The 23,443-nt window shown below is 64.6% G+C and carries 18 protein-coding genes; 14 read left to right on the forward strand and 4 right to left on the reverse strand.

The features are described 5' to 3' along the window. Nucleotides 1-204 precede the first annotated feature (204 nt). The 3 genes from rplU to JDV76_RS10890 all read left to right on the forward strand — a co-directional run bounded on the left by rplU (nt 205) and on the right by JDV76_RS10890 (nt 2,539). Complete coding sequence (gene rplU / locus JDV76_RS10880; RefSeq protein WP_198736915.1) at nt 205-510, forward strand: 50S ribosomal protein L21; 306 nt, start codon at nt 205-207, stop codon at nt 508-510. Nucleotides 511-558: 48 nt separating this feature from the next. Next, on the forward strand, nt 559-825 hold the full coding sequence (rpmA, locus tag JDV76_RS10885; protein ID WP_198736916.1) for a 50S ribosomal protein L27: 267 nt from the start codon (nt 559-561) through the stop codon (nt 823-825). 670 nt (nt 826-1,495) lie between these two features. Then, a complete protein-coding gene (locus tag JDV76_RS10890; RefSeq protein WP_198736917.1) occupies nt 1,496-2,539 on the forward strand; it encodes a Fic/DOC family N-terminal domain-containing protein in 1,044 nt (347 codons plus the stop codon). Nucleotides 2,540-2,665: 126 nt separating this feature from the next. On the opposite strand, the gene JDV76_RS10895 is transcribed toward JDV76_RS10890, so the two are convergent. Further along, nucleotides 2,666-3,541 (reverse strand): SDR family oxidoreductase, encoded by an 876-nt coding sequence (locus JDV76_RS10895; protein ID WP_198736918.1) that lies wholly within the window; start codon nt 3,539-3,541, stop codon nt 2,666-2,668. Between the two features lie 328 nt (nt 3,542-3,869). Between JDV76_RS10895 and obgE the strand changes: the two genes are divergently transcribed. The 3 genes from obgE (at nt 3,870) to JDV76_RS10910 (ending at nt 7,748) form a co-directional block, all read left to right on the forward strand. Next, complete coding sequence (gene obgE, locus JDV76_RS10900; protein WP_198736919.1) at nt 3,870-5,384, forward strand: GTPase ObgE; 1,515 nt, start codon at nt 3,870-3,872, stop codon at nt 5,382-5,384. Nucleotides 5,385-5,475: 91 nt separating this feature from the next. Then, nucleotides 5,476-6,627, forward strand: coding sequence for a glutamate 5-kinase (gene proB / locus JDV76_RS10905; protein ID WP_198736920.1), 1,152 nt, complete (start codon nt 5,476-5,478; stop codon nt 6,625-6,627). A gap of 206 nt (nt 6,628-6,833) precedes the next feature. Continuing rightward, the gene (locus JDV76_RS10910) at nt 6,834-7,748 is read left to right on the forward strand and encodes a D-isomer specific 2-hydroxyacid dehydrogenase family protein (RefSeq protein WP_198736921.1); all 915 of its coding nucleotides are present in this window, start codon (nt 6,834-6,836) and stop codon (nt 7,746-7,748) included. Between the two features lie 18 nt (nt 7,749-7,766). On the opposite strand, the gene JDV76_RS10915 is transcribed toward JDV76_RS10910, so the two are convergent. Together JDV76_RS10915 and JDV76_RS10920 are read right to left on the reverse strand one after the other, a co-directional pair. Continuing rightward, nucleotides 7,767-11,156, reverse strand: a complete 3,390-nt coding sequence (locus tag JDV76_RS10915) for a UvrD-helicase domain-containing protein (RefSeq protein ID WP_198736922.1) — start codon at nt 11,154-11,156, stop codon at nt 7,767-7,769. Between the two features lie 4 nt (nt 11,157-11,160). Beyond that, nucleotides 11,161-14,133: a PD-(D/E)XK nuclease family protein gene (locus JDV76_RS10920; protein ID WP_198736923.1), complete on the reverse strand. Its 2,973-nt coding sequence runs from the start codon at nt 14,131-14,133 to the stop codon at nt 11,161-11,163. Between the two features lie 236 nt (nt 14,134-14,369). Between JDV76_RS10920 and JDV76_RS10925 the strand changes: the two genes are divergently transcribed. The 8 genes from JDV76_RS10925 to holA all read left to right on the forward strand — a co-directional run bounded on the left by JDV76_RS10925 (nt 14,370) and on the right by holA (nt 21,963). Then, nucleotides 14,370-15,674, forward strand: coding sequence for a glutamate-5-semialdehyde dehydrogenase (locus tag JDV76_RS10925; RefSeq protein WP_198736924.1), 1,305 nt, complete (start codon nt 14,370-14,372; stop codon nt 15,672-15,674). 57 nt (nt 15,675-15,731) lie between these two features. Further along, on the forward strand, nt 15,732-16,415 hold the full coding sequence (nadD, locus tag JDV76_RS10930; RefSeq protein WP_198736925.1) for a nicotinate-nucleotide adenylyltransferase: 684 nt from the start codon (nt 15,732-15,734) through the stop codon (nt 16,413-16,415). Between the two features lie 203 nt (nt 16,416-16,618). After that, complete coding sequence (rsfS, locus tag JDV76_RS10935) at nt 16,619-17,086, forward strand: ribosome silencing factor (RefSeq protein ID WP_198736926.1); 468 nt, start codon at nt 16,619-16,621, stop codon at nt 17,084-17,086. Further along, a complete protein-coding gene (locus tag JDV76_RS10940; protein WP_198736927.1) occupies nt 17,083-17,793 on the forward strand; it encodes a histidine phosphatase family protein in 711 nt (236 codons plus the stop codon). Before rsfS ends, JDV76_RS10940 begins: the two co-directional genes overlap by 4 nt. A 103-nt stretch (nt 17,794-17,896) precedes the next feature. Then, the gene (locus JDV76_RS10945; protein WP_198736928.1) at nt 17,897-18,730 is read left to right on the forward strand and encodes a DegV family protein; all 834 of its coding nucleotides are present in this window, start codon (nt 17,897-17,899) and stop codon (nt 18,728-18,730) included. Nucleotides 18,731-18,807: 77 nt separating this feature from the next. Then, nucleotides 18,808-19,488, forward strand: coding sequence for a ComEA family DNA-binding protein (locus JDV76_RS10950; protein ID WP_198736929.1), 681 nt, complete (start codon nt 18,808-18,810; stop codon nt 19,486-19,488). After that, nucleotides 19,485-20,966 (forward strand): ComEC/Rec2 family competence protein, encoded by a 1,482-nt coding sequence (locus JDV76_RS12955; protein WP_198736930.1) that lies wholly within the window; start codon nt 19,485-19,487, stop codon nt 20,964-20,966. The genes JDV76_RS10950 and JDV76_RS12955 overlap by 4 nt, the downstream gene beginning before the upstream one ends. Before the next feature lie 22 nt (nt 20,967-20,988). Next, nucleotides 20,989-21,963, forward strand: a complete 975-nt coding sequence (holA, locus tag JDV76_RS10960) for a DNA polymerase III subunit delta (protein WP_198736931.1) — start codon at nt 20,989-20,991, stop codon at nt 21,961-21,963. A 539-nt stretch (nt 21,964-22,502) separates the two neighbouring features. On the opposite strand, the gene JDV76_RS10965 is transcribed toward holA, so the two are convergent. After that, on the reverse strand, nt 22,503-22,721 hold the full coding sequence (locus JDV76_RS10965; protein ID WP_198736932.1) for a hypothetical protein: 219 nt from the start codon (nt 22,719-22,721) through the stop codon (nt 22,503-22,505). Nucleotides 22,722-23,443 lie beyond the last annotated feature (722 nt).

The raw sequence follows: 23,443 nt of genomic DNA on the forward strand, positions 1-23,443 counted from the left end.
TTTGTCTTTTGACTGTCCGGGGCGGTAGTCTTTGACAGTCGCTGTTCCAGACCATGTCGGTGTGCACTATCCGCCGGTTGCACGGCCCGCTTCACCGCGGGCCGTGAGGTCTGGTACGCAAGTGTTCAACACAGTCCATTGAAAGTGCTGCTGCTCTACGGCGGCGCACTCATCCGAGTTTTTAGAAAAAGGGGTAGCCCTCCTATGTATGCGATCGTCAAGACCGGCGGCAAGCAGTACAAGGTTGCCGAAGGTGACCTCGTCAAGGTCGAGAAGATCGAGGGTGAGCCGGGTTCGTCCGTGGCTCTCACCCCGGTTCTGCTCGTCGACGGCGCCGACGTCACCACCGCCGCTGACCAGCTCGCCAAGGTGAGCGTCAACGCAGAGATCGTCGAGCACACCAAGGGCCCGAAGATCCGAATTCTCAAGTACAAGAACAAGACCGGATACAAGAAGCGTCAGGGCCATCGTCAGCCGCTGACCGTCATCAAGGTCACCGGCATCAAGTAAGCCTGCCGGCTTTCATCGATCTTTTCCTTTGAAGGAGGGAGACAGACAATGGCACATAAGAAGGGTGCTTCCAGCTCCAGCAACGGTCGCGATTCCGAGTCAAAGCGTCTCGGCGTCAAGCGTTTCGGTGGTCAGCGGGTCAAGGCCGGCGAAATCCTGATTCGTCAGCGCGGTACCTCGTTCCACCCCGGTGAGAACGTCGGCCGCGGCGGAGACGACACGCTGTTCGCTCTGAAGGCGGGCTCCGTGCAGTTTTCCACCAAGCGCAACCGTCGCATGATCAATATCGTCGAGGAAGTCCCGGCTGCGGTCTAGTCCCACCGGTTCACTTCTCAGCGAAGCTGTCTGAGCGGCGCCCACCTCCCCGAGCGGGAAGGCGGGCGCCGCTCTTGGCGTTTCACGACATTCCCCGACACCGCGCAGCGGGCGGCGATCGCGCATTCGGCATCTTCGTGCTCATGACGGTTGACCGGCCTCGACGTCCCACGATGTGGGGTTTTCTGGGAGCGTGGTAGGCAACTTCCCAATAGTTAGGAAGCTGATGTGATACTTCCCACGATGTGGGGTTTTTCTGGGAGCGTGGTGGGGAACTTCCCAACGGTTGGGAAGCTGAGGTCGGGAGCCGTAGGCGAAGAAGCCCCGGGGCTCCGGTGCTTTTCGCCGGGTATGGGCGCGATCGGAGGGCTGCATTGGCTGGTGTTCTCGTGCGCTCACTGCTCCCGAATCCTCGGTAAGCTCGTGCCATCATGGGCATCCTGGATGTCTCGCGGCAGTCAGTGATGGTCTGGGGGCGCCCTGTAGTGCACCCCATGCACCGGTCGGTACAGCGGCGCGCCAAATGACTGAAGAAGGAGATTGATGGGATAGGGAACAGTACCGAGACTCTAAGTTCGGAGAGGTTCGTACCTGCCGCGTAGGGCCACCTTTTGACTATTATTTACCGAAGAAAATCCCACGCACACTGCCTGAAGCGGCGGAATTGATGGTGATCCTGTCAGAAGCGGACGCCGCGCTCGGGAGACTTGACGGACTGGGATCGATTGTCAAAGATGTCAGCTTGCTGATACGCCCGTATCAGCAAGCTGAAGCAGTGGCCAGTACCAGGATTGAAGGTACAAGAGCGACCATTTCAGATGTCTTGAAGAGTGAGTTGTCGCAAAGCCAGAACAGCGACGATACGAGAGAGGTTCAACGCTATCTCTCTGCTTCAAAACTCGCCTATACGTTGTTAGAGTCACTACCGATCAGTCAGCGGTTGATTTGTCAGGTGCACGCCGACCTTATGTGCGATGTAAGGGGGGCTGAAAGGAATCCAGGCGAGCTGAGGCGAAGCCCAGTGTGGATAGGCGGAGTATCAGCGACTCTGAACACCGCACGGTTCGTCCCTCCCGTCGCCGATGAACTACCGGCGCTGCTGACTGACTGGGAATGCTATGTCAACGAGCAGTGCAGCGACATGCCGGTACTCATTAGAGCAGCACTCATGCACTATCAGTTTGAAACGATTCACCCTTTCCTTGACGGAAACGGGAGGATGGGTCGACTCCTGATCAATCTCTTTCTCAAGAGCTCTGGCAGGCTGAACGAGCCACTGCTCTACCTCTCAGGCTATTTTGAGAGGAACCGGAATCGCTATTATGAGACGCTCCAGACTGTTCGTGAGGAAGGAAACGTGGTTCCTTGGTTGCAGTTCTTTCTTGGGGCTGTCCGCGATCAGTCGATCGACGCCGTCGAGCGTGCACAAGGCCTTGTGGAAGTCCGGGAGAAATTCCGAGAACAGGCACGGGGCAGCGGGAAACCCAATCTATACGGCCTCGCTGACATTCTGATCGGTATGCCGATCGTGACCGTAAAAAAGGTGCAGAATGAACTCGGAATTTCGAATCAAGGAGCTCGAAATGTGCTCAACCTTGCTTCATCCTCGGAGTATGCTTGGGTCACGAGTAAGGGGAAGTTCGGTCGTGGAGCGGCGGAATTCTGGGAGGCGACCGAGATACTCGATATTCTGGAACGAGATGCTGAAGGTTAGACCGCTGGGTGGTCTCCGCGTTGCTTTACCACTGTGGAGCCGGCAGTTTTCTCATTCCCCGGGGCACGTGTGGAACTTGGGATGGCTGGTCGATCCCGGCTGGTCAAGATGTCGCGGTTCATGCCATCACGCGATCTCTTGAAACCAGTCGGACAGATGACGGGTGCCGGTGCACCGTCCGACCGCGTCTCCCGTCCTGGCTTCCGCAAAGAACCTCGCCAGGTTTCCGTGGCGTTCGCTGATCCGGGTTGCGGTCCAGACCGCGCCGTTGAGTAGCCGCCTGGGTATGCGCAACGTATGCGGCCTGGTTCCAGTTGCGTCGGCGGCGAGTTGGCTTATTTCCCGGGCGGTGAGCACATCCGGGCCGCCGACCTCAACCCGGATGGAGTGGGGCACCGATTGATTCCCGGACAGGTCCGCGCAGAAAGCCGCGAGGTCAGCCCCATGGATCGGGTTCAGGCGCATATCGGGGTCAGGGGGAAGGATCACGAACCCTCTCCGGGCGAGCGTCACGTAAGACGCCATGTCCGAGAAATATCCGGAGGGGTTGACGATCTGACCGCCCACCGATGAAGACTCCAGGGCTGCGGCGAAAGCTGTCTTGGACCGGGCCACCAGTGACGTACCCCGCTCCACGCCGAGTACACCGACATAGAGCATCGACTCCACTCCAATCCGCTCCGCTTCCCGGAGAATCGTCAGGTTGGCCCGGAAATCTACATCCCACGGGCTTGCCTTCTGCCGGGTCACACCGAGCGCAGAGAATACCCGCCTCGAACCGTCGAGAAGCCCCGTGACCTGGCCCGGTACGGTGACGTCCGCACGAACCAGTTCCGTGCCCGCACCGCACAGTGCGGGGGAACCGTGCGGGCCCGGTTGAGCAGAGCGGGTGAGATCGCGCACCACGGCACGGACCCGGTGGCCGCGGGCGTCGAGTTCTGCGACGATATACCGCCCCAGGTATCCCGAGGCCCCCACGACGGTGATCGGGTGTTCGGGCATGCGTTTCACTCCCGCTATCTGATTGATTATCCCGAGCCTAGATGAACGCCCCTGAGGAAGGAGTTCAGCGGGGAACCGCGCGGGGTCCCACCATTCATGTGCCGGTTCGTTCGGGTACTCCGGGCAGCCGGCCCGGTGACGACGACGGCCGGGCTCGTGGGTGTCACGCGGTATCGTCCGACCCTCCGCTCCTGTGAGTTTCCGACTGTCAGACGCCGGTATTGTGCGGTCCCGGTGTCGGACGGTTTTCCCGGAGAGTAGGCCCTGAGCCGCATGTTCGGTAGGTTGGAGGGAGCATTTTTCTTCAACAAGAAAGCCTTTCAACGTAATGAGCAACCGTTTCGTGGACCGCGTGGTCCTGCATCTGTCCGCCGGCGACGGCGGGAACGGCTGCGCCTCCGTTCACCGTGAGAAGTTCAAGCCCCTCGGCGGCCCCGACGGTGGCAACGGTGGGCACGGCGGTGACATCATCCTCGAGGTGACGCCCCAGGTGCACACCCTCCTCGATTTCCACTTCCGCCCGCACATCAAGGCGTCCCGTGGTGGTAACGGCGCGGGTGATCATCGCAACGGCGCCCGAGGTGAGGACCTCGTCCTCGAGGTGCCCGCAGGCACCGTCGTGCTGAACGAGAAGGGCGAGGTCATGGCCGACCTCACCGCGAACGGGATGCGCTACATTGCGGCCCAGGGCGGGCAGGGCGGCCTCGGTAATGCCGCATTGGCATCCCGCGCGCGCAAGGCCCCCGGCTTCGCACTGAAGGGCGAACCCGGCGAGGAGCATGACGTCATCCTGGAACTGAAGTCGATGGCCGACGTCGGTCTCGTCGGGTTCCCGTCCGCGGGTAAATCCTCACTGGTCAGCGTACTCAGTGCCGCGAAGCCGAAGATCGCGGATTATCCCTTCACTACGTTGCGCCCGAACCTGGGTGTGGTGAACGTCGGGAACGGCACCTTCACCATCGCCGACGTACCGGGATTGATTCCGGGGGCGTCGACAGGCAAAGGGCTTGGCCTGGACTTCCTCCGGCACATCGAACGGACGGCGGTGCTTGCGCACGTCGTGGATGCAGCGACCCTCGAACCGGGTCGAGACCCGGCGAGCGATATCGAGGCCCTCGAAGGGGAACTGGCGGCCTACGAGTCCGCGTTGGACAAGGACACCGGCCTCGGTGATCTGAAAGACCGGCCCCGCATCATCATCCTCAATAAAGCTGACATTCCGGAGGCGGAGGAACTCGCTGAGTTCGTTCGCGCCGACCTGGAGGAACAATTCGGCTGGCCGGTGTTCATCATCTCCGCCGTGGCGCAGAAGGGCCTCGACCCCCTGAAGTACAAGCTGATGGAGATGGTGGAGACCCACCGCAGGGAGAATCCGATCGCCGAATCGGACGCGCGGACCATCGTGCGTCCGAAGCCCGTCGACGCGAAGGGCAAGACCCGGGACTTCGTCATCGAGGCTGATCCGGCGGAGGAGGGCGCGTTCCTCGTTCGCGGTGAGAAGCCCGAACGCTGGATCCGGCAGACCGATTTCGAGAACGACGAGGCGGTCGGCTTCCTCGGGGACAGGCTGGCGAAGCTCGGCGTCGAGGATGCGCTGTTCAAGGCCGGAGCCAAAGCGGGCTGCACCGTGACCATCGGTGAGCTTTCCTTCGAGTGGGAGCCGATGACCGCCGCTGGTGTGGACCTGACCCCGACCGGCCGCGGTACGGACGGCCGACTCGAGCAGACCGGCCGCGTGTCCGCCGCGGAGCGCAAGCGCGCGTCCCAGGTGCGCCGTGGTCTCATCGACGAGTTCGATTTCGGCGACGGCGAAGAAGCCGACCGGGAGCGCTGGCAGGGCTGATCCACTGCTTGTCGACGCCTGTCTCTCCCGGAAGTTCCTTTCGGCGGGGCGGGCGTCCGTTGTATCCGGGTGCTGGTTCTAGACTGTCCACATGACGAGGACTCCCGTTTCCCCGACCCGACCCGATGCTGAGACCGCACTGCGGGCGCGGATCACCGCGGCCCGCCGCGTCGTGGTCAAGATCGGTTCATCATCTCTGACCGGTGCAGACAATCGGGTGGATCCGGCTGCCATCGACCGCATCGTCGATGCGGTGCAGACACGGCAGGGCGCGGGAACCCACGTGATCATCGTGTCCTCCGGTGCGGTGGCATCCGGGATGGGACCGTTGAATCTCACTGAACGTCCCACCGACCTCGCGGCGAAGCAGGCTGTCGCGGCTGTCGGGCAGGTGTATCTCGCCCACGAGTGGGGCAGATCCTTCGCCCGCTACGGGCGCCCGACCGCGCAGGTACTGCTCACCGCTTCGGACGCAGGGCGGCGGGACCGGACGCGGAATGCACAGCGCACACTGGACAAGCTGCGTCAGCTCGGGGTGACACCCATCGTGAATGAGAATGACACCGTGGCCCACTCCGAGATGCGCTTCGGGGACAATGACCGGCTGGCTGCAATCGTCGCGCACCTCGCCGGTGCGGAGGCACTCTACCTGCTGTCCGACGTGGACGGCCTGTATGACCGCAACCCGGTCGACCCGGAGGCCCGTTTCATCGGTGAGGTCCGGGACGGAAACGATCTACGGGATGTCGTCGCGGGTGACGGCGGCAGAGTGGGCACCGGGGGCATGGCGTCGAAGGTGTCGGCCGCACGTCTCGCGTCCCGGTGCGGTGTCCCCGTGTTGCTGACCTCCGCGGTGCAGATCGGTGAAGCCCTGGACTCCGGGCACGTGGGGACGGTGTTCCACCCGAAGACGACACGGATCTCGGCGTGGAAGTTTTGGGCGCTCTACGCCGCAGACAGTGCCGGTACTCTGCGCATCGACGCGGGTGCTGTGCGCGCGGTGACCGCTGGGGGTAACTCCCTCCTGGCGGTCGGCATCACGAGCATCGACGGAGAGTTCCACTCAGGTGACATCGTTGACATCGTCGGCCCCGATGGGGAGATCATTGGTCGAGGTGAAGTCGCCTATGATGCCCACACCCTCGCCCCGATGCTGGGGAAACAGACCTCTGAACTTCCGGAGGGGATGCATCGCCCCGTGGTGCACGCCGACTACCTGTCGGACTACGCGTCGAGGGCGTGAACCGGTGTCGGGCCACCACACACAGGGACTGGTTCCTCACATGCTCCCCACCACCCGGGGAGTTGGCGATCAATCCCGATCGGGTGGCGTTGCCGACGGGAAACGGAAACGCGCACCTGCTGCCCGGGTGGACGGCTAGGTTGGAGCGACAACAGATGATTCAATGCCGCGCCGGGTGCGTTCGAGCGCGGGAAAGGAACGGCCAGATGAAGTACGTCATGCAGACCCGGGAGTGGGACAGCATCGTGGATGCGCTGTCCGGTCGCGGTCACGAGCGGGTGGAGAAACTGGAGGACGCCGATTTTCTCGTATTCAACGGTGTGCCCGGTGAGTTCCCGGAGTCCCTGCCGGACAACATCCGTTTCGTCCAGTTGTGTCTGGCCGGGATCGACGCCTTTTTCGAAGCCGGGTATATCGATGCTTCCCGACGGTGGGCGAATGCTTCCGGGGTGTACGGTCGCCCGGTGGCGGAGTCTGCGGTGGCGTTGCTGCTCTCCGCGCTGCACATGCATGTGCAGGTGGCCCGTGAGCGTTCTTTCGACACTGCGCCTGCGGTGCATGAGGGGACTGGTTGGTTGTTTGGCTCGACCGTCGCGGTGATCGGCGCGGGTGGGATCGGCCGTGACCTGATCCCCATGCTCGCTGGGTTTGGTTGCGAGGTCATCGCGGTGAACAATTCCGGTCGCCCGGTTGAGGGCGCTGTCGAGACCGTCACCGCGCAGCACACCGAGGATGTGTTGCGTCGGGCGGATCACGTGATTCTGGCTGCGCCGCTGACGGAGGACACTCGCGGGATGATCAACACCCGGACACTTGGCCTGATGAAGGACACGGCGGTGCTGGTCAACGTGGGTCGTGGCCCGTTGGTGGTCACCGATGACCTGGTGGAGGCTTTGCGGCGGGGACAGCTCCGGGCGGCAGGGTTGGATGTCACGGATCCGGAGCCGCTGCCCGACGATCATCCGCTGTGGGGTCTGGACAATGTGGTGATCACCCCGCACACGGCGAACACCTTCGAGAGCATGCAGCGCCTGATGCCGGACGCTGTGTTAGCGAATCTGGATGCACTGGAAGCTGGGGACCGGATGCCGACTGAGGTGGACCCGAAACAGGGGTACTGATTTGCCCCGGGTTCCGGTTCACTCGGCGACTGGTGCGCGGTGCCTGGTGATGATCTCGGGGTGGCCTTTTCGGGCCACCGCCAGTTCCAGGCGGGTCACGGGTGATCCCAGTTGGTCGCCGATGAGGTGTGCGTAGAGCGCCAGTTGCCGGAAGTACTCGTCGACGGTGGTGGCGCTGAGCCCGGCGTCGGTCTTGTAGTCGAGGATCACCCAGCCGTCATCGTCACGGTAGAGCAGGTCGATGATGCCGTCGACGGTGATGCCACCCACGCGCCCGGCAACCGGCAACTCCCTGTGGTGCTCCCCGGCGAGCGCGCGCTGGATCAGCGGTGAGGAGAGAAAACTCTCCGCCGCCGCGCGAACGGAGGCGGCCTGTTGTCGGGGAAGTCCGGTGAGTCGGGCGGCAGCGGCGGCGAGTTCGCGGGTTTCTCCGGGGTCGGTGATACGTTCCATGACCCGGTGCACCGCTGTCCCGAATGCGGTTCCGTGGTCCTTTGACACCGGTGCCCCGGCGAGCCGGAACCCGGTGGTGGGTGGATAGTCGTCAGGGAGATCGGTGAAAGCGGGGTCGCCGTGTGCGAGCCTGGTTACGGCTGCCCTGCCGGGGCGGCTCGTTGCGGCCGACATGGCGGCGTTCACCTCCTGCGTACTCCGTACGAGGTCGTCCGGAGTCTGGGTGGAGGTACCTCCCGGGGCGGGAGCGGGAGCGATGTCCGCGAGACGGGGGAACGTCACTTTCCCGGGGTCAAGGAGATTGTGAAGGAGGTATCCGGAACAGTTCGAGTACGCTCTCCCGGCCTTCGTCAGCTTCGGCTCCATGGGGATGACGAGCACTGATTCGGCGCGGGTTGCCGCGACGTAGAGCAGGCGGATCCACTCGGACTCTGATGCGGTCTTCTCATTCTGCGACCAGGTTTCCCAGTCAGCGGTACGGAGTTCGGGGCAGGTGGCACTCAATCGCATCGCCACTCTTCCTGATTCATCCCGGTTCAATCCGATCTCGGGGGTGTGGTTGCGTTTCTGTCCGCTGAGCCCGGCGAGGATCACCATCGGGAATTCTCGGCCCTTCGCGCCGTGCACGGTGAGCACCCGGACAGCGTCGACGTCCCCGGTGTCGTCGATGACGGGTTCCGCCATCCGGGAAGTGGTGACGGCTTGGGTGTCGGCCCATTCGAGGTAGCTGCGGAGATCGCCGCCGACCTCCTGGTCGTAGTCGTGGGCGTTGTCCCGGACGGTCCGTATCCGGTGGAGAGCCGGGGTCGGATCGGGGTGGACGGCGGCGGCGACGGCGTCCATGTTCAGCGCATTGATGGTCACGGCGACGGCCCGACCGACGGGGACCCCGGTGGTTGCGGTGGCGAGTGCTCCGAGCAGGGTGAGGCCTGCGGCCACCGGTGATGGAGCGATTGGGTTGTCCACGTCGTCGGTGCGGTGGTGGGGGAAGAAGCGGTTCCCGTCGTCCCGCCACCGGACGAGATCATTGTCGGAGCATCCGATGAGACTGGTGCGCAGGGCCGCTGCGACGGTGAATTCATCCACCGGGTCGGCGATAGCCCGCAGCACCGTGTGCAGGTCGACGATTTCGGTGCCCTGGTAGACGAGGGAGGAGTTTTCACTGATGTAGGGGATCCCCGCGTCCCGGAGCGCGGACATCGTCGCGCGGGCGGCCTTGTGTGTCACGGCCAGTACCGCGATGTCGCGCAGTCGGAGGGGAGTCGGTTCGGGCTGTCTGCTGCCCCTCGGGTGGTGAAGCCACTGGCCGACGAGTGCGGCACGGATGGCGGCGACGATGTCCGTGTTCTCCGCTTCCTCGGGGGTCAGTTCGTCGGCGTTGTCGCGGTTGTTGTTCATCACGACGACGCCACAGTTCCCGGTGGGGGCGTCGGGGCGTGGACTCAGTTCCGCGAAGGGGACGGGGGGCCGGGTGTCGTCGGTGGTGTCGTCGTCCGCGAACAGTTCGCCGAAGATGTTGTTGACCCAGGTAATGACGGGTGCGGTGGAACGGAAGTTGGTGGTGAGTTCGACGAGTTCCGGCTGCCCGGGGGCTCCCGTCGGTCGGGCCGCCAGGTATGAGTCAATGTCGGCGCGCCGGAAACGGTAGATTGACTGTTTCGGGTCACCGACTGTGAACAGACGTCCGGGGTGTGGCTCGTCACCGTTACCGGCGATCGCCGTGATGATTCGGAGTTGCGCGGGGTCGGTGTCCTGGAACTCGTCGATCAACAGATGCGTGAAACGCCGGTGGAGTTCGTTTCGGACGACCTCGCGGGTTTCTGCGGCGATGTCCTGGACGTTTACCGGTGGCGGGGTGAGCAGACGGTCGGCGACGTAGATCAGGTCGTGGTAATCGAGGGTGCCACCGTTGATCCGACGTTGCGCCGCGGCGAGGACGTGGCACGCCATGACGTGTCGCAGAACGTTCACGTGGAAGGCAGGTTCCGCATTGTATCTGGCTGCCCAATCGTCGCCGATGGCCTGGAATCGGTCCTTGGCGTCATCGATGGGGATGTCCCAGTCGGCCTTCCGTCCGCCACGCCCGCAGGAGAATGACGGTGGTTTCAGTGACTCGGGGGCAGGGTGGGCGTGGGCGAGAAGTTCCTCCGCGTTGTTGATGCAGGAAGCCACGGTGAGGGCGAACTTGTCTTCGGTGTTCGTACAGTTCCGGAGGAGTTCGCGGAGACGCCGGAGGTAGTCGTCGATGTCATGTGTGGTGATCGGTTCCGGTCGGACGAGGGGAGCAGCGATGGTCGGACCGAGGTCTCCCCAGTGCTCGTCCATCCACCGGATGCGGTCCCGCACCGTGTTCAACCAGTCCCCGTGCGTCGAGAGTGCAGTGAGGCTCTCGGCGAATTGTTCCCCTCGTACGCGGCAGTTCGGCAACCCCGTGAGGTCCGGTGCGGCCCCGGTGATCGTGTCGTCGCAGAGGGTGAGAAATTCGGCGGCGAGATCATCGGAGGCGAGCAGACTGGTGAAGTCGGATGCGACCTTGATGATTGGTGGAACCCCTGCCTCGAGCGGGTGCAGGGTGATGATGCGCAGGCAGAATGCGTGCAGTGTCTCGATGGCCGCGGCCGGGAGTTGTTCGAGCGCGGCCTGGGCGTTGCGGCGGGCGGTGTCGGTGTCGGTAAAGGAGCGGACCGCGATACCTGAATCGTGTACGCCTGTCCCGGCGATGGCCTCAAGTGCGGAGCGGAGACGTTCTGCCAGTTCACCGGCGGCTTTCTCCGTGAAGGTGATTGCCGCGATGTTATTGACGGGGACGCCTTCTTCGACGATGAGGGTGATGAGGCGCTGGACGAGGAGGTGGGTCTTCCCCGATCCGGCGCCGGCCTCGACGAAGAGGTTGATGCCGGTTGCGGTGGTGATCGTCCGACGTGCTGCGTCGTCGTGAAGCGTGGGTGTGGTCATCGGGTCACTGCTTCCTCGGGGCTGCGGTGGTGGGCGTGCTCGTGTGTGGGCCGGAATGATCCCGGGGGTGGTCGTCGGTGGTGATTTGGAGCGGGTTGAACCCGCGCAGCGCCAGTGCCGCTGCCGCCCGGTCGTAGTTCGTGGCGCCGAGCCGGAGGTAGTTCGGCCGGGGGATGTTTCCGGTGTTTCCGTTCCTGCTCTGGGGCGGAAACACTCCGGAACTGATCAGGGTGTGAAGTGCCAGGAGAGTCGACTCCAGATGCTTCAGCACCGTGTCATCGATGATGATCGCTGATGTGCGCGGCGAGTCCTGGGGTGTGTGGTCGGTAAAGAACAGATACCGGGATTCGATGCTCGGTGGATCGATGTCGGGGAGTTCCACGAGTGGTGCACCTGTGGTGGGGTGGCTCGGTACCTTCAGGCCGGGGAAGAGCGGGGCAGCCGCATCGAGTGCCGCACGAACGGCCGCACCGTAGAGGGCGAGCTGTAGTCGGAGGATCTTTTCGCCGGTGGGATACTCCTGATTGATCTTCCCGGAGTAGATCTGCTTTCCCGACTTGTAATCGGTGATGCGGAGAACCCGTTGTCCGGGGTGGTAATCCAGGCGATCGATAGAACCGCGGAATTTCAGGGCCGTCCCCTCCGGCAGGGTGATTTCAAGGGGGTGAACGACGTTCTGCCCGTCATGGTTGACGCCGCCAAATGCGAGCTCTGCACCTACTGGTACCCATCCTTCAACGGCGTCCCGCCGTTCTTCCTCGAACCAGGCGCCGACTGTGGTGTGCACCTCCGCACGAAACAGACTCCAGCGTGCGCCCGCGCCTGACGCAGGGGCGAGTGCGGTGAGTTGTTCATCGACGATGGCGTCCAGCCGGGACCGGGCCTGTACCCAGTCAATGTCCGCCGAGCAGGTCGGGCGCGGCGTGGCATCCAGCCAGGTCTCCTTGGTCCAGAGTTCGAATATCCGGTGGTAGACGGTTCCCCGGTCGCGGGCGTCGATGCCGGTTTCCGGGGGAGCGTCCTCGAGTATCCGGCAACCGAGGATCCGCTCGATGAGGAACGTCAGCGGGGACTCCGGGTAACTCTCCAGCGTCGTCGCCGACAGTTCCCGCTGGAACAGGTCCGTGGTGAACTCCGGGATCCACCCGTTGTATTCGCTGAAAGGTTCCCCGGCGGCGGCACCGGTTTCCCTGGCCCCGATGATGTCTGCGGCCCGCCGGATCGACGGTTCCGGTTCGGCGCCGGAGAGTATCTGCGCCAGCAACAGTTCTTGAGGGTCGGCGGGGACTGCGGCATCCTCTCCAGAGAGAGAATCGACGAGTCCGCCGGAGACCACCGCCGGGGTGGAGTCGATGAGGCGGGAGCGGCCGACCCCACCGGAGCCGTCGCAGTGGCTGCGGGGGTAGCTGACGATGGCGTGTCCGGGTGCCGTGGCGCATGCCCGGCGAAAGACCTCGATTCGTGTGTTCTGGATACCTTCCGGTGTCTGTCCACGCTGCGCGAAGGTGATGGCGCTGGATTCGTTCACGGATCCGGGTAGTGCTTGCTCCGTGGCACCGAGAATGAGTACCGCATCGAGGATCCGCCCCGGTAGATCGTCGATTCCACCGATGGATATCGCGTTGACCGGTGTGTCGACAGGTTGGGGTTCGTCGAAGAACGTCCGGAGGAGTTCGGTCGCGAGATCGATCCGGAACCGGGGAAGCTGCGCTCCCATGCCGGATAATCTGTCGATGGCCCTGGTGATCGCGGCGAGCGCGGCTGCCCGGTCCGGATTGTTGCCTGGGCGTAGCTGGGTGGCCACGAGGAAACGGAGAGCACTGGTGAACTGATCCCAGGTCGTAGCGTTCCACAGTGCAGTGAGATTGTCGCGGAGGGCGAGCACCCACTGCCTCATCCGGTCAGTATCCGGATGCCCGTCTGTCCCACCGGAACAGGTGTCCGAAGTACTCGGTTCCTCCCAATCGGCGAGGACATCGAAACGCTCCGCGCGCCGGGTGACCCGGTCGAAGGCGTCCCGGTGGACCGGCTTCCCGTCGACCGGATGCCGGATTGTGCCGGTCCCGAGAATCGCGGCCAGTTCGCGGCGCGGCAGTACCTGCGGATCGAGCGCCAGAATGCGGAGGAGAGCGCGTACCTCGGGGGAATCCGACCACCGCAGGTCCGAGAACCCGGTGAATGGAACAGCTGCTCTGGTCAGGGCATCAGCGAGTCGGTGCCCGTAGTCCGGGCTGCACCACCCGCAGGCAATCCGGTGCGGCGGTGTTCCCTCCGCCACGAGTTTCCTGATGTGGCGCACTGCCCGCATCACTTCATCGTTCTCGTCGCTGCAGGACCACACCACAGGTTCCGGGCGTTCCTCGGTGAGGCCCTGCCCGACGGTGTCGATTCGGAGTGCGTCCAGTTCGTCGAGGAACCACCGTTGGGTGGGGTCCGCGGGAATGACGTTGACGATGATGATCGCAGCTCCGTCGGGCGGCGGTGTGAGGGCGTGCTGACACGCATCGTGCCAGGTAAAACAGTCGGGATTCAGCGCCCGGACGTGGTGCGCGATGTCGATGCATGCACCGGGTAGGAGCCGACCGCCCGTTTGGTCCCGGAGATGTTCGGGGAGGGAGAGCAGCTCAGTGACGATGGCGACCAATGCGTTTCTCGTCGCCGGCTGGTCCGCGGTGCCGTACCTGGTGAACTCCGTGTCCGTGTCAGTGAGCAACCGCATGACCGAGCCGGTGATTCGGGAACGGTCGAGGAGGACGCCGCCGGCACCACTCTCCGTCAACTCCGCCGATCTACCGAGGATGTACCCGACGCACGAGGTGACGGTGACTCCGAGGAGAGTGCCCGTGGACGTGAGTTCCTCCAGGATGTCGCCACGGGCGGTCGGTCCGCAGAGGATTGTGACCGGCCGGAGCCGATCAGTGCGGCGGATCTCGGCGATGGCTGCGGTCAGTTGGGCTGCGACGGTGTCTGCACTCATGCGGGGATCCTTGTCGTCGCACCACCGGGATCTGTTCCGGAGGTGACGGGGCGGGGACTGCTCGTTACCGGACAGCTTAATTGGAGGAGGGGCACCACCCGACCTGAATCGAATACATGTTCTAATGTGTGTGGGGGTGTGTATCTGGGCCGGTACGGGGCAGGGAAGACAGTTCGTGCCTCCGACCTGTGCTGAAGCGCCCCGAAGATGATTCCGCACTGCTAAAATTCGGCGGCATGAACCCCGCTAAGAATGCTGACACGATCTCCGGATCCCGCGAGGAGGAACGCGAGGAAGTTCTGGCGAAGGCCCGCGCCGCGAAGAGTGCCGCACGGACGATCGCACAGGCCACCACCGGCACCAAGAACGCCGTGCTACTCGCCGCAGCCGATGCGCTGGTCTCCCGCTCCGGGGAAATCCTGGAAGCCAACGCCCGCGATATCGCACTCGGGCGTGACGCCGGAATGAGTGACTCCTTGATCGACCGGCTCGCCCTCGACGAGGACCGGATCGCCGGGATCGCGAGTGGCCTGCGTCAGGTCGCGGCCCTTCCTGACCCGGTGGGGGACGTCACCGGCGGGAAGACCCTGCCGAACGGTATCCGCATGCGCCAGGTCCGGGTACCGCTCGGGGTGATGGGCATGGTCTACGAGGCCCGCCCCAACGTCACCGTCGACGCCTTCGGTCTCGCCCTGAAATCCGGCAACGTCGCGCTCCTGCGCGGGTCGCGGTCGGCCCGCAACTCCAATGCCGCGCTCGTCGCCGTGCTGCAGGATGTCCTCGCACAGGAGGGGCTGCCGCGTGAGGCCGTGCAGCTCCTGCCGTGTGAGACCCATGACAGCGTGCAGGACCTCATCACCGCACGTGGCCTGGTCGACCTCGTTATTCCGCGTGGCGGTGCCAGGTTGATCGAGGCCGTGGTCACCGGTGCCACGGTGCCCGCTATCGAGACGGGGACCGGCAACTGCCACGTCTACATCGACGGCGCGGTGGACTTGGAGCAGGCCATCGCCATCGTCATCAACGGCAAGACCCGCCGCCCGAGTGTCTGCAACGCCACCGAAACGGTGCTTCTCGACGCCGCGCTCCCCGACGACGACAAGCTGCGGGTCGTGGAGGCGCTGCAGGGGGCGGGTGTCCGGATCCACGGGGACGTTGACACGCTCGCGGCGTTCGGCGCGGAGGACGTCGAACCTGCGACCGACGCAGACTGGTCTGACGAGTACCTGTCGATGGACATCGCCGTCGGTGTGGTTGACGGCGTCGACGGGGCTGTCGAGCACATTTCCCGGTGGTCATCCGGGCACACGGACGCGATCGTGACCACCGACATCAGGGCAGCGGACCGGTTCGTCGCGGGTGTTGACTCCGCAGCGGTGATGGTGAACGCCTCGACCGCGTTCACCGACGGGGAACAGTACGGTTTCGGCGCGGAAATCGGCATCTCCACCCAGAAACTGCACGCCCGCGGGCCGATGGCGTTGCCCGAACTCACTACCACGAAGTGGGTGCTCACCGGCGACGGGCAGACCCGACCCTGAGCCACCGTGGACGGGACGCCCGCCCCTCCGGACGTCCAACAGGTAGAATTTCCGCCCATGACCACCTCCCAGGAACGAAGCGGGCCATCTGCGGGTGCCGCGCGTCTCCCCTCTGCGCCTCGGAGAATCGGAATCATGGGTGGGACGTTTGATCCGATCCACAACGGGCATCTCGTCGCAGGGAGTGAGGTCGCCGATCTCCACGACCTAGATCTCGTGGTGTACGTACCCACCGGACAGCCGTGGCAGAAGGCGGGCCGCGACGTCAGTGAGGCGGAGGACCGCTACCTGATGACGGTCATCGCGACCGCGTCCAACCCACGGTTCACCGTCTCCCGGGTCGATATCGACCGTGGGGGAGCGACCTACACCGTGGACACGTTGCGTGATTTGCGGAAGCAGTTCCCCACGGCGGAACTGTTCTTCATCACCGGAGCCGACGCGCTGGCGAAGATCGTCACCTGGCGGGACTGGGAGGAGATGTTTTCGCTTGCGGAGTTCGTCGGGGTGACCCGCCCCGGATATGAACTCGACGCCGCCATCCTCCCCGAGATGCACCGGAAGCGGCTGTCCCTTATCGAGATCCCCGCGATGGCGATTTCGTCGACCGACTGCCGCGCGCGCGCCGCCGAAGGGCGGCCCCTCTGGTATCTCGTCCCGGACGGGATCGTCCAGTACATCGCGAAACGACAGCTCTATCGTCCGGGTGGCGCCGATGACGCTCTCGATCCCACCCCGTGAGGTCCTGAGTCGAAGGAGCACCGGTCGTGCGGTAGAGTTGCGCCTCCCACTCAGGTGACCACGAGTAAATGTGCCGTAACGAGCAAACCGTGGGACACTTGAAGCCAAGAGTGTGCATCCGCGCGATGATCACCGCGGCGTTGGAACCTGTTTCAACCGGATAGACGCACCAGAAGTAGAAGACCCCCCACGGAAGAGAACCTGTGCCTGCAACCACCACCTCCATCAAGCTCGCCACCGTCGCCGCCCAGGCCGCGTCAGAGAAGCTCGCGGAAGAGATCGCCGTCATCGACGTCTCCGAACAGCTCATCATCACCGACTGTTTTGTCATCGCCTCCGCGGCGACGGACCGCCAGGTCGGCGCCATCGTCGACGAGGTGGAGGACAAGCTCCGGGAGGCCGGCGCGAAGCCGATCCGCCGCGAGGGTGTCCGCGAGGGCCGTTGGGCCCTCCTCGACTACGGTGAGATTGTCGTCCACGTCCAGCGCTCCGAGGAACGCGAGTTCTACGGACTAGACCGACTCTGGCGCGACTGTCCCTTCATCGAGGTGGACGGGATCGAGACCCCGGAACGTCCGGAGACCTGGTTGAACGACGTCGACGTCCGTACCGTCGGTTCCATCGACGAGATTCCGCTCGCGTCGGAGGAACCCGACGCGAACGAACTGTGACCCGCCGACTGATCCTGCTCCGCCACGGCCAGACCGACTACAACGCCACCGGACGGATGCAGGGGCACTACGACTCCTCACTCTCCGACATCGGGCGCGCTCAGGCGCGGGCCGTCGTCGAGCCGCTCCGTTCCTTCGGGATCACCCGGATCCTCTCCTCCGACCTGACCCGGGCACACGACACGGCGACGCCGTTCGCTGACGCGCTCGGTCTCCCCGTCCAGAAGGACCGCCGCCTCCGGGAAACGGATCTGGGTGAATGGCAAGAGAAGACGAACGTCGAGGTTGATGCCGCGCACCCCGGCGCCCGGGCGATCTGGCGTCGTGACGTCAACTGGGCCCCGCCTGGTGGGGAAACCCACCTTGAGGTCGGTGCCCGGGCGCGTGAGGTTGTTGATGAGCTGATGGCGGCATACGACGACTGGGACTCCGGCGCGGTTCTCCTCGTAGCCCACGGCGGCACGCTGAAGGCGCTCACCGCATCCCTCCTCAACATCGCCCCCGAGCAGCTGCCGATCCTGAATGGACCGGACAACTGCCACTGGGCGAAGTTGACCGCCAGACCGCCGTTCTACCCCGGTAGCAGGGATGCCCTCGGTGATGCTGGCCAGGTCATGCCCGAAGCGATCTTCACCCCGGAGAACGTTACCCGCGCCCGCTGGTACCTCGATGTCTGGAACGCCGGCGTCAGCTACCCGGCGGCTTGATCCTCTCGGTTCGGACCAGGTCCACTCCCGGTGCTACGTTTAGGTGAACAAAAAACCTGAAATGCCACTGTGAGAATTCCCACTGTGAGGAGCCTTCGTCCCCATGCCCGTACGCGTCGTCACAGATTCGGCGGCCTGTCTGCCTGACGCCGTCGTCGATGACCTGGACATCACCGTCATCGATCTGCACATGATGCGCAACGGCAAGGACAGCTCCACCTCAGGGTTGTCCGCCCTGGAACTGGTGGCGGTCTACGCACGACAGCTGGAACGCGGCGGGGATGAAGGCGTGTTAGCTCTTCACCTGTCCAAGGAACTGTCCTCCACCTGGTCCAACGCCGTGACCGCCGCCGCCGTGTTCGATGATGATCTGGTCCGCGTCGTGGACAGCTCCTCGATGGGCATGGGGGTGGGGGCCGCGGTCATGGCCGCGGCCAAGCTGGCGCAGGACGGCGCGGATCTCGAGACCTGTTACGACGCCGCGGTCGACGTCCTCGACCGCGGCGACATGTGGTTGTACGTGCACCGGATGGATGAGCTGCGCCGCTCAGGCCGATTGTCCACCGCGACGCAACTGATCTCCACCGTCCCGACGGGACTGGCGAACCGGCCCATCCTGCATCTCAAGGATGGGCGGCTGGAGATCCTCGCCAAGACCCGAACGCAGTCGAAGGGACTGGCGAAGCTGGTCGAACTCTCCTGCCAGGGAGTCGGGGACACGCCGGTATTCGCTGCGGTCCAGCAGCACGAGGCCCGGGAAGCCTCCCGTGCACTGGCACAGATGCTCACCGAGAGGCTACCCGAGGGCTCCACATTGATGATCGTCGACATGGACCCGGTGCTTGCCGTGCACTCGGGGCCGGGTGCGGTCGCCGTGTCCATGGTTTACTCGGCGGACGCCGCGGAACTCGCTGACGGGATCTCCACAGGAGGCTAGCTGCTACAACTGCAGCTATACACAGCCCGTCACGCCCACGTCGCCGCCGGTCGAACGGGCGATCTAGGGTTCACCGCATGCGCCAGCGGATCACCGACAGACTCGCGGAACTCACTCATCCGACCGGAGAGGAGGAGTTTCTCGATGTCCCGTTTCCCCGCCCCCGTTTCCACGTCACGCTCCGGCAGGGGGTGATCGCCCTCGCCGTGGTTGGGGTCCTGATCCTCGGGTGGCTGATGCTCCGCGCCCCGGCCACCTCGCCGCAGGTTCCCCAGCCGCCATCCCCGCCTGCAGTCGCCAGTGCGCAGGTACCGGGCGGCACCCCGACGCAGGATGCACCTGTGAAGGAGTCGATAGTGGTCTCTGTCGTCGGGGCGGTGGAGGATCCCGGCCTCCACGAACTCCCAGCGGGTAGTCGCGCCGCGGATGCTCTGTCCGCGGCCCGGGTGCTCCCGGACGTGGACATCCGGCACATCAACCTCGCCGCCCGCCTCGTCGACGGGATGCAGCTGGTGATCCCCGAACCGGGCGCCGCCGTCCCCGTTGCTGACGCGGCGACTGCGGGCATGCCGGTCCCGCTGAATTCGGCGACCGCGGAACAGCTTGAGTCCCTGCCTGGCGTGGGGGCGGCCACCAGTGCGGCGATCATCGCATACCGCACGGAACACGGCGGTTTCACCGCCGTCGACGACCTCGTCGAGGTACCCGGCATCGGGCCCGCCAAGCTCGCCAGACTCGAGGGGTTGGTCTCGTTGTGACGGAGCTCCGGCTCCTCCCGTCCGCCGTGGTCGTCTGGGCGACTGTCGTCGTAGTGCTGATGACCCGGATGGCATGGGTGGGGCTCGTGCCCGTTGCCTTAGCAACGCTGATCGCCGTCGCGTTCCGTGCTCCGGGGCAGAGTCTCCTGATCGCGGCGTGCGGGGCGGCAGCTATGGTCACATCCCTGATGCGGGTGGTCGCCGCTGACCGACACCCACTGAATTCGGTGGGGCGCGCCACGGTCGAGGGGCGGGTTGTCGCGACGCCCGCATCCGTTGGAGATGGTGTCCGGCTGCTCCGGCTACGGATCGCTGGATATCCGGCGGATCTCCCGGTGTTCCTCCGAGGAGACGATACCCATGCGGGAACCACTGGGTCCGTGGTGCGGGTGAGCGCGGATGTGCAGGCCGGTAATCGACCCGGTGTCGGAACCCTGGTTCTCGACGCACACTCAATCATCGAACTCCGTGAGCCGACGGGCCCCGACCGATTGGCCGGGCGAGTCCGCTCGGCGTTGGTGGATGCCACCACCCGGTGGCTGGATTCCGACTCCGCCGGTCTGGTCCGCGGAATGGTACTCGGGGATACCGGCGGGCAGTCGGAGAAACAGCGGCAGCTGTACCTCGACACCGGGCTGTCCCACCTCTCGGCGGTCAGTGGATCGAACGTCGCGATCGTCACCACCGCGGCGTTTCTTCTCGCCCGTGCTCTGGGACTCGGTCCCCGTGCCCAGGTGGGCGGGGCGGTCGCCGTGCTCCTCGGATTCGTCATCCTCGTCGGCACCGAACCGAGCGTGCTGCGCGCCGCGGCCACCGGGATCGTAGGGCTGGTTGCCGTCGTGGCATCCACCCGTGCTGAACCCGTACATGCGCTGTGTCTCGCGGTCATCGTGCTGCTGTGCTGGCGTAGTGACCTGGCGGTGGAATACGGATTCGCCCTGTCGGTTGCTGCGACCGTCGGGATCATCGCCCTACATCCGCTGTTCCACCGCCCGCTCGCGGCGACCGGTTGGCCGGCGGTCGTCGTCCGGGCGCTGTCCGTGGCGATCGCCGCTGATGTTGTCACCATGCCGATCGTCGCGGTCATGGCCGGACGGGTCTCCCTGGTGTCCGTGGCTGCGAACGTCCTCGCCGCGCCTGCCGTCGCCCCGGTGACGATCCTCGGGATTATCGCCGCCATTCTCGCCGTAATACCCGGCGCCGGGGAGGCACTCGCGGGGTTGCCGCTGTTTTTGATCACACCGTGTACCCGGTGGATCACCGGAGTCGCTGAGTTGTTGTCCTCCCTGCCCCTGGCGGTGGTGCCGGTGGCGGAGGGATGGCTCGGGGTCGCGTGGGTGACCCTCGGCTGCTGCTGGATCGTGTGGGCGGTCTGTGCCGGGTATGTCCGGATTCTGATCGGTGTCGCGGTGTCCGCCGCGGTGCTGGGATCACTGTCCGGACCGCATCTGACCGCGTACCCTCCGGCGCCGGGATGACGGGATCCCGGACTGTGGCACGATGGAGCGCGTGAAACCGTCTGCCCCCGGCCCCGTGCACCTGATCCTCGGTGAAGAGGAGTTCCTCGCCGAGCGAGCCCGCATCGCGGTTACCACCGCCGTCCGGGAGTCTCTCCCCGATGGCACCGAACTCCCCGTCACCACCATGCGCGCCGGGGACGTCAACGCCAACGACCTCGCCGAACTCCTCAGCCCCTCGTTGTTCGGTGAGGACCGTGTCCTCATTCTCACCGGTACCCAGGACGCCGGAAAGGACGCGGCTGACCTTATCTTGTCTGCGGCGAAGAATCCCGCACCCGGGATCTATCTCATCATCCTGCACACCGGGGCGGGTCGGACTAAGGCGATGGTGCCGAAGCTGTCCAAACTGGCGGAGGTCCACCGTGCGGACAAGGTCAAGCCCAGTGAACGCCCGGCCTTCGTCAACCAGGAGTTCCGGAACCACGGGGTGCGGGTTACCTCCGATGTCACGCGCGCGCTCCTGGAGGGAGTGGGCTCGGATTTGCGGGAATTGGCCAGCGCGGTGAGTCAGCTGGTCGCCGACACCGGGGGAGAGATCACCGAGGCGAAGGTCCGCGAGTACTACGTCGGTGTTGCGGAGGTTTCCGGGTTCGACATCGCGGACCTCGCCTGCTCCGGGCAGGTGCAGCGTGCCGTCGCTTCCACCCGCAGGGCACTCCAACTCGGGCTGTCACCCGTGATGCTCGCCGCGGCACTGTCCACCACCGTCGGGTCCATCGCCCGGCTCTACTCCACCCGCGGGAGGATCGATGCGAACGGTTTGGCACGGGTCGTGGGGATGCCGCCGTGGAAGGTTGAGAAGACCGCGCGGTTGGCGCGAACATGGAACGGTGAGGCTGTGTCGGAGGCCGTGATCATCGTCGCGGACCTCGACGCGGCCGTGAAGGGGCAGGCCGCCGATGACGGTTACGCCATCGAGCACGCGGTGCGGAGGATAGCTGAGCTGGCCAGTTGAACCGTGGCGTCGTGCACAGGACAGTCCACCGTGTGGAACGCCTACCGGATTGATTCACTTCGCGAGCATTTGGTGAGCTGTTCGTACCTGGCTATCTCAGTGCTTACGATGACAGCGGTCTCATCGTAAGTGACGTAAATGTGTGCGTCGCCAACGTCGACCCAGTAGCTGTGGCCGGAACCTATGGTTTTTACTATCGATTGGCCATCCGATCTCGGCTCAGTGCCGGGAATCGTTTTCGCGACGCTCGCACGTTTCGACGGTCTGGCTACCCTGTGAGCGAGCTGCGGCTCCTGACGTCGGCATTTGTCGTGCGAACGGTTGTTGCCGCAGTCCTCGTGTCCCGCACGGGGAGGGCCGGGGTCACACACCTGTCCTCGCGGCAGCGGCACTCGCGGTGGTGCCCCGGGCACCCGGACACGTTCCCCTGATCGTTGGATGCGGGGCGATCACCGCAGTGACCACTTCATTCCGGGGGAACGCCGCTGAGCGGCATCAGCTGGCGTCGGTGTGACACGCCACGGTTGAAAGCCGGATCGTCACCGGGCGACACACATCGGGATGGGTCCTGGCTGCTGCGGCTCCGGGGATCCGGATACCCGGTAGAGCTTCCCGCGTTCCTCCGGGGCGAGGAGGAACGCGCAGCTGCTGCGGGGTCCGTGGTGCAGGTCAGTGCTGATCGGGGAACATGGAACCGAACCGTCGTACTCACCGCGCAGTCCCTCGAGGAACTGCGCGGTCTCTGGGGATGGCGCCATTTTCCGGGCACGTCCGAGATTCGTTCACCCAGGTTACGTCCCACCGGATGGGCCCCGAATCCGCGGTTCTGGTCTGGGGAATGGTGCTGGGTGACACCAGCGGGAAATCCGGGAACCAGCGCCTGATATACCTCGACTACGGGCGCTAACACCTCTCGGCGGTCAGCGGAGCACATGTTGAGCGCAAAGGTATCTCATCTGGCTCATGCCGCCTCGGTTGAGAAAAGACTGGTGCTATGGCGATGTGCAGGTTAATTCTGGGGATGCCTTCGCTGGCGGCAGCGATGCGATGGGATCCTGAGGACCCGGTATTGTTCGGCAGCGATGCGGTGCTGGACTGCATTAGGAAAGGGATTTAAATACGTTTGATTCCACGTATTGAGGGGGTGAATAAACCTCCGAAAAGGAGCGGAACATGCACACCGATACCCGTCCTGACCAGCATCACAGACTTCTCTCAGCGGCCATCGGCGTACATTGCCGATCCCAAAGGGCGCGAGCGCAAAGTAATTCTGCGCGATAACGCCCCATCGCGGTGGTGGTGTCAGCCGAAGAGCTCGAGCGTCTGGACGCTGAACACCAGGATGCCGTTGATCTGGAGTTGGCACTGACCCGCAAGCTCGCCGATGGGGGAAGCGCGAAACAGCTGCGGATGTCTTCGCAGAGTCCGGCATCGACGGGGATAACCTCCACGATGACAGCAGCGAAGACAGCGACAAGGA

The sequence above is a fragment of the Corynebacterium marambiense genome (genome assembly GCF_016342275.1).
In the GTDB taxonomy this organism is placed as follows: Bacteria; Actinomycetota; Actinomycetes; order Mycobacteriales; family Mycobacteriaceae; genus Corynebacterium; species Corynebacterium marambiense.

Bases quoted from the DNA above. Each gene is read 5' to 3' on its own strand.
- rplU (WP_198736915.1), top strand. From the start codon at position 205: ATGTATGCGATCGTCAAGACCGGCGGCAAGCAGTACAAGGTTGCCGAA.
- rpmA (WP_198736916.1), top strand. From the start codon at position 559: ATGGCACATAAGAAGGGTGCTTCCAGCTCCAGCAACGGTCGCGATTCC.
- JDV76_RS10895 (WP_198736918.1), bottom strand. From the start codon at position 3,541: ATGCCCGAACACCCGATCACCGTCGTGGGGGCCTCGGGATACCTGGGG.
- obgE (WP_198736919.1), top strand. From the start codon at position 3,870: ATGAGCAACCGTTTCGTGGACCGCGTGGTCCTGCATCTGTCCGCCGGC.
- proB (WP_198736920.1), top strand. From the start codon at position 5,476: ATGACGAGGACTCCCGTTTCCCCGACCCGACCCGATGCTGAGACCGCA.
- JDV76_RS10910 (WP_198736921.1), top strand. From the start codon at position 6,834: ATGAAGTACGTCATGCAGACCCGGGAGTGGGACAGCATCGTGGATGCG.
- JDV76_RS10915 (WP_198736922.1), bottom strand. From the start codon at position 11,156: ATGACCACACCCACGCTTCACGACGACGCAGCACGTCGGACGATCACC.
- JDV76_RS10920 (WP_198736923.1), bottom strand. From the start codon at position 14,133: ATGAGTGCAGACACCGTCGCAGCCCAACTGACCGCAGCCATCGCCGAG.
- JDV76_RS10925 (WP_198736924.1), top strand. From the start codon at position 14,370: ATGAACCCCGCTAAGAATGCTGACACGATCTCCGGATCCCGCGAGGAG.
- nadD (WP_198736925.1), top strand. From the start codon at position 15,732: ATGACCACCTCCCAGGAACGAAGCGGGCCATCTGCGGGTGCCGCGCGT.
- JDV76_RS10945 (WP_198736928.1), top strand. From the start codon at position 17,897: ATGCCCGTACGCGTCGTCACAGATTCGGCGGCCTGTCTGCCTGACGCC.
- JDV76_RS10950 (WP_198736929.1), top strand. From the start codon at position 18,808: ATGCGCCAGCGGATCACCGACAGACTCGCGGAACTCACTCATCCGACC.
- holA (WP_198736931.1), top strand. From the start codon at position 20,989: ATGGAGCGCGTGAAACCGTCTGCCCCCGGCCCCGTGCACCTGATCCTC.
- JDV76_RS10965 (WP_198736932.1), bottom strand. From the start codon at position 22,721: ATGGCGCCATCCCCAGAGACCGCGCAGTTCCTCGAGGGACTGCGCGGT.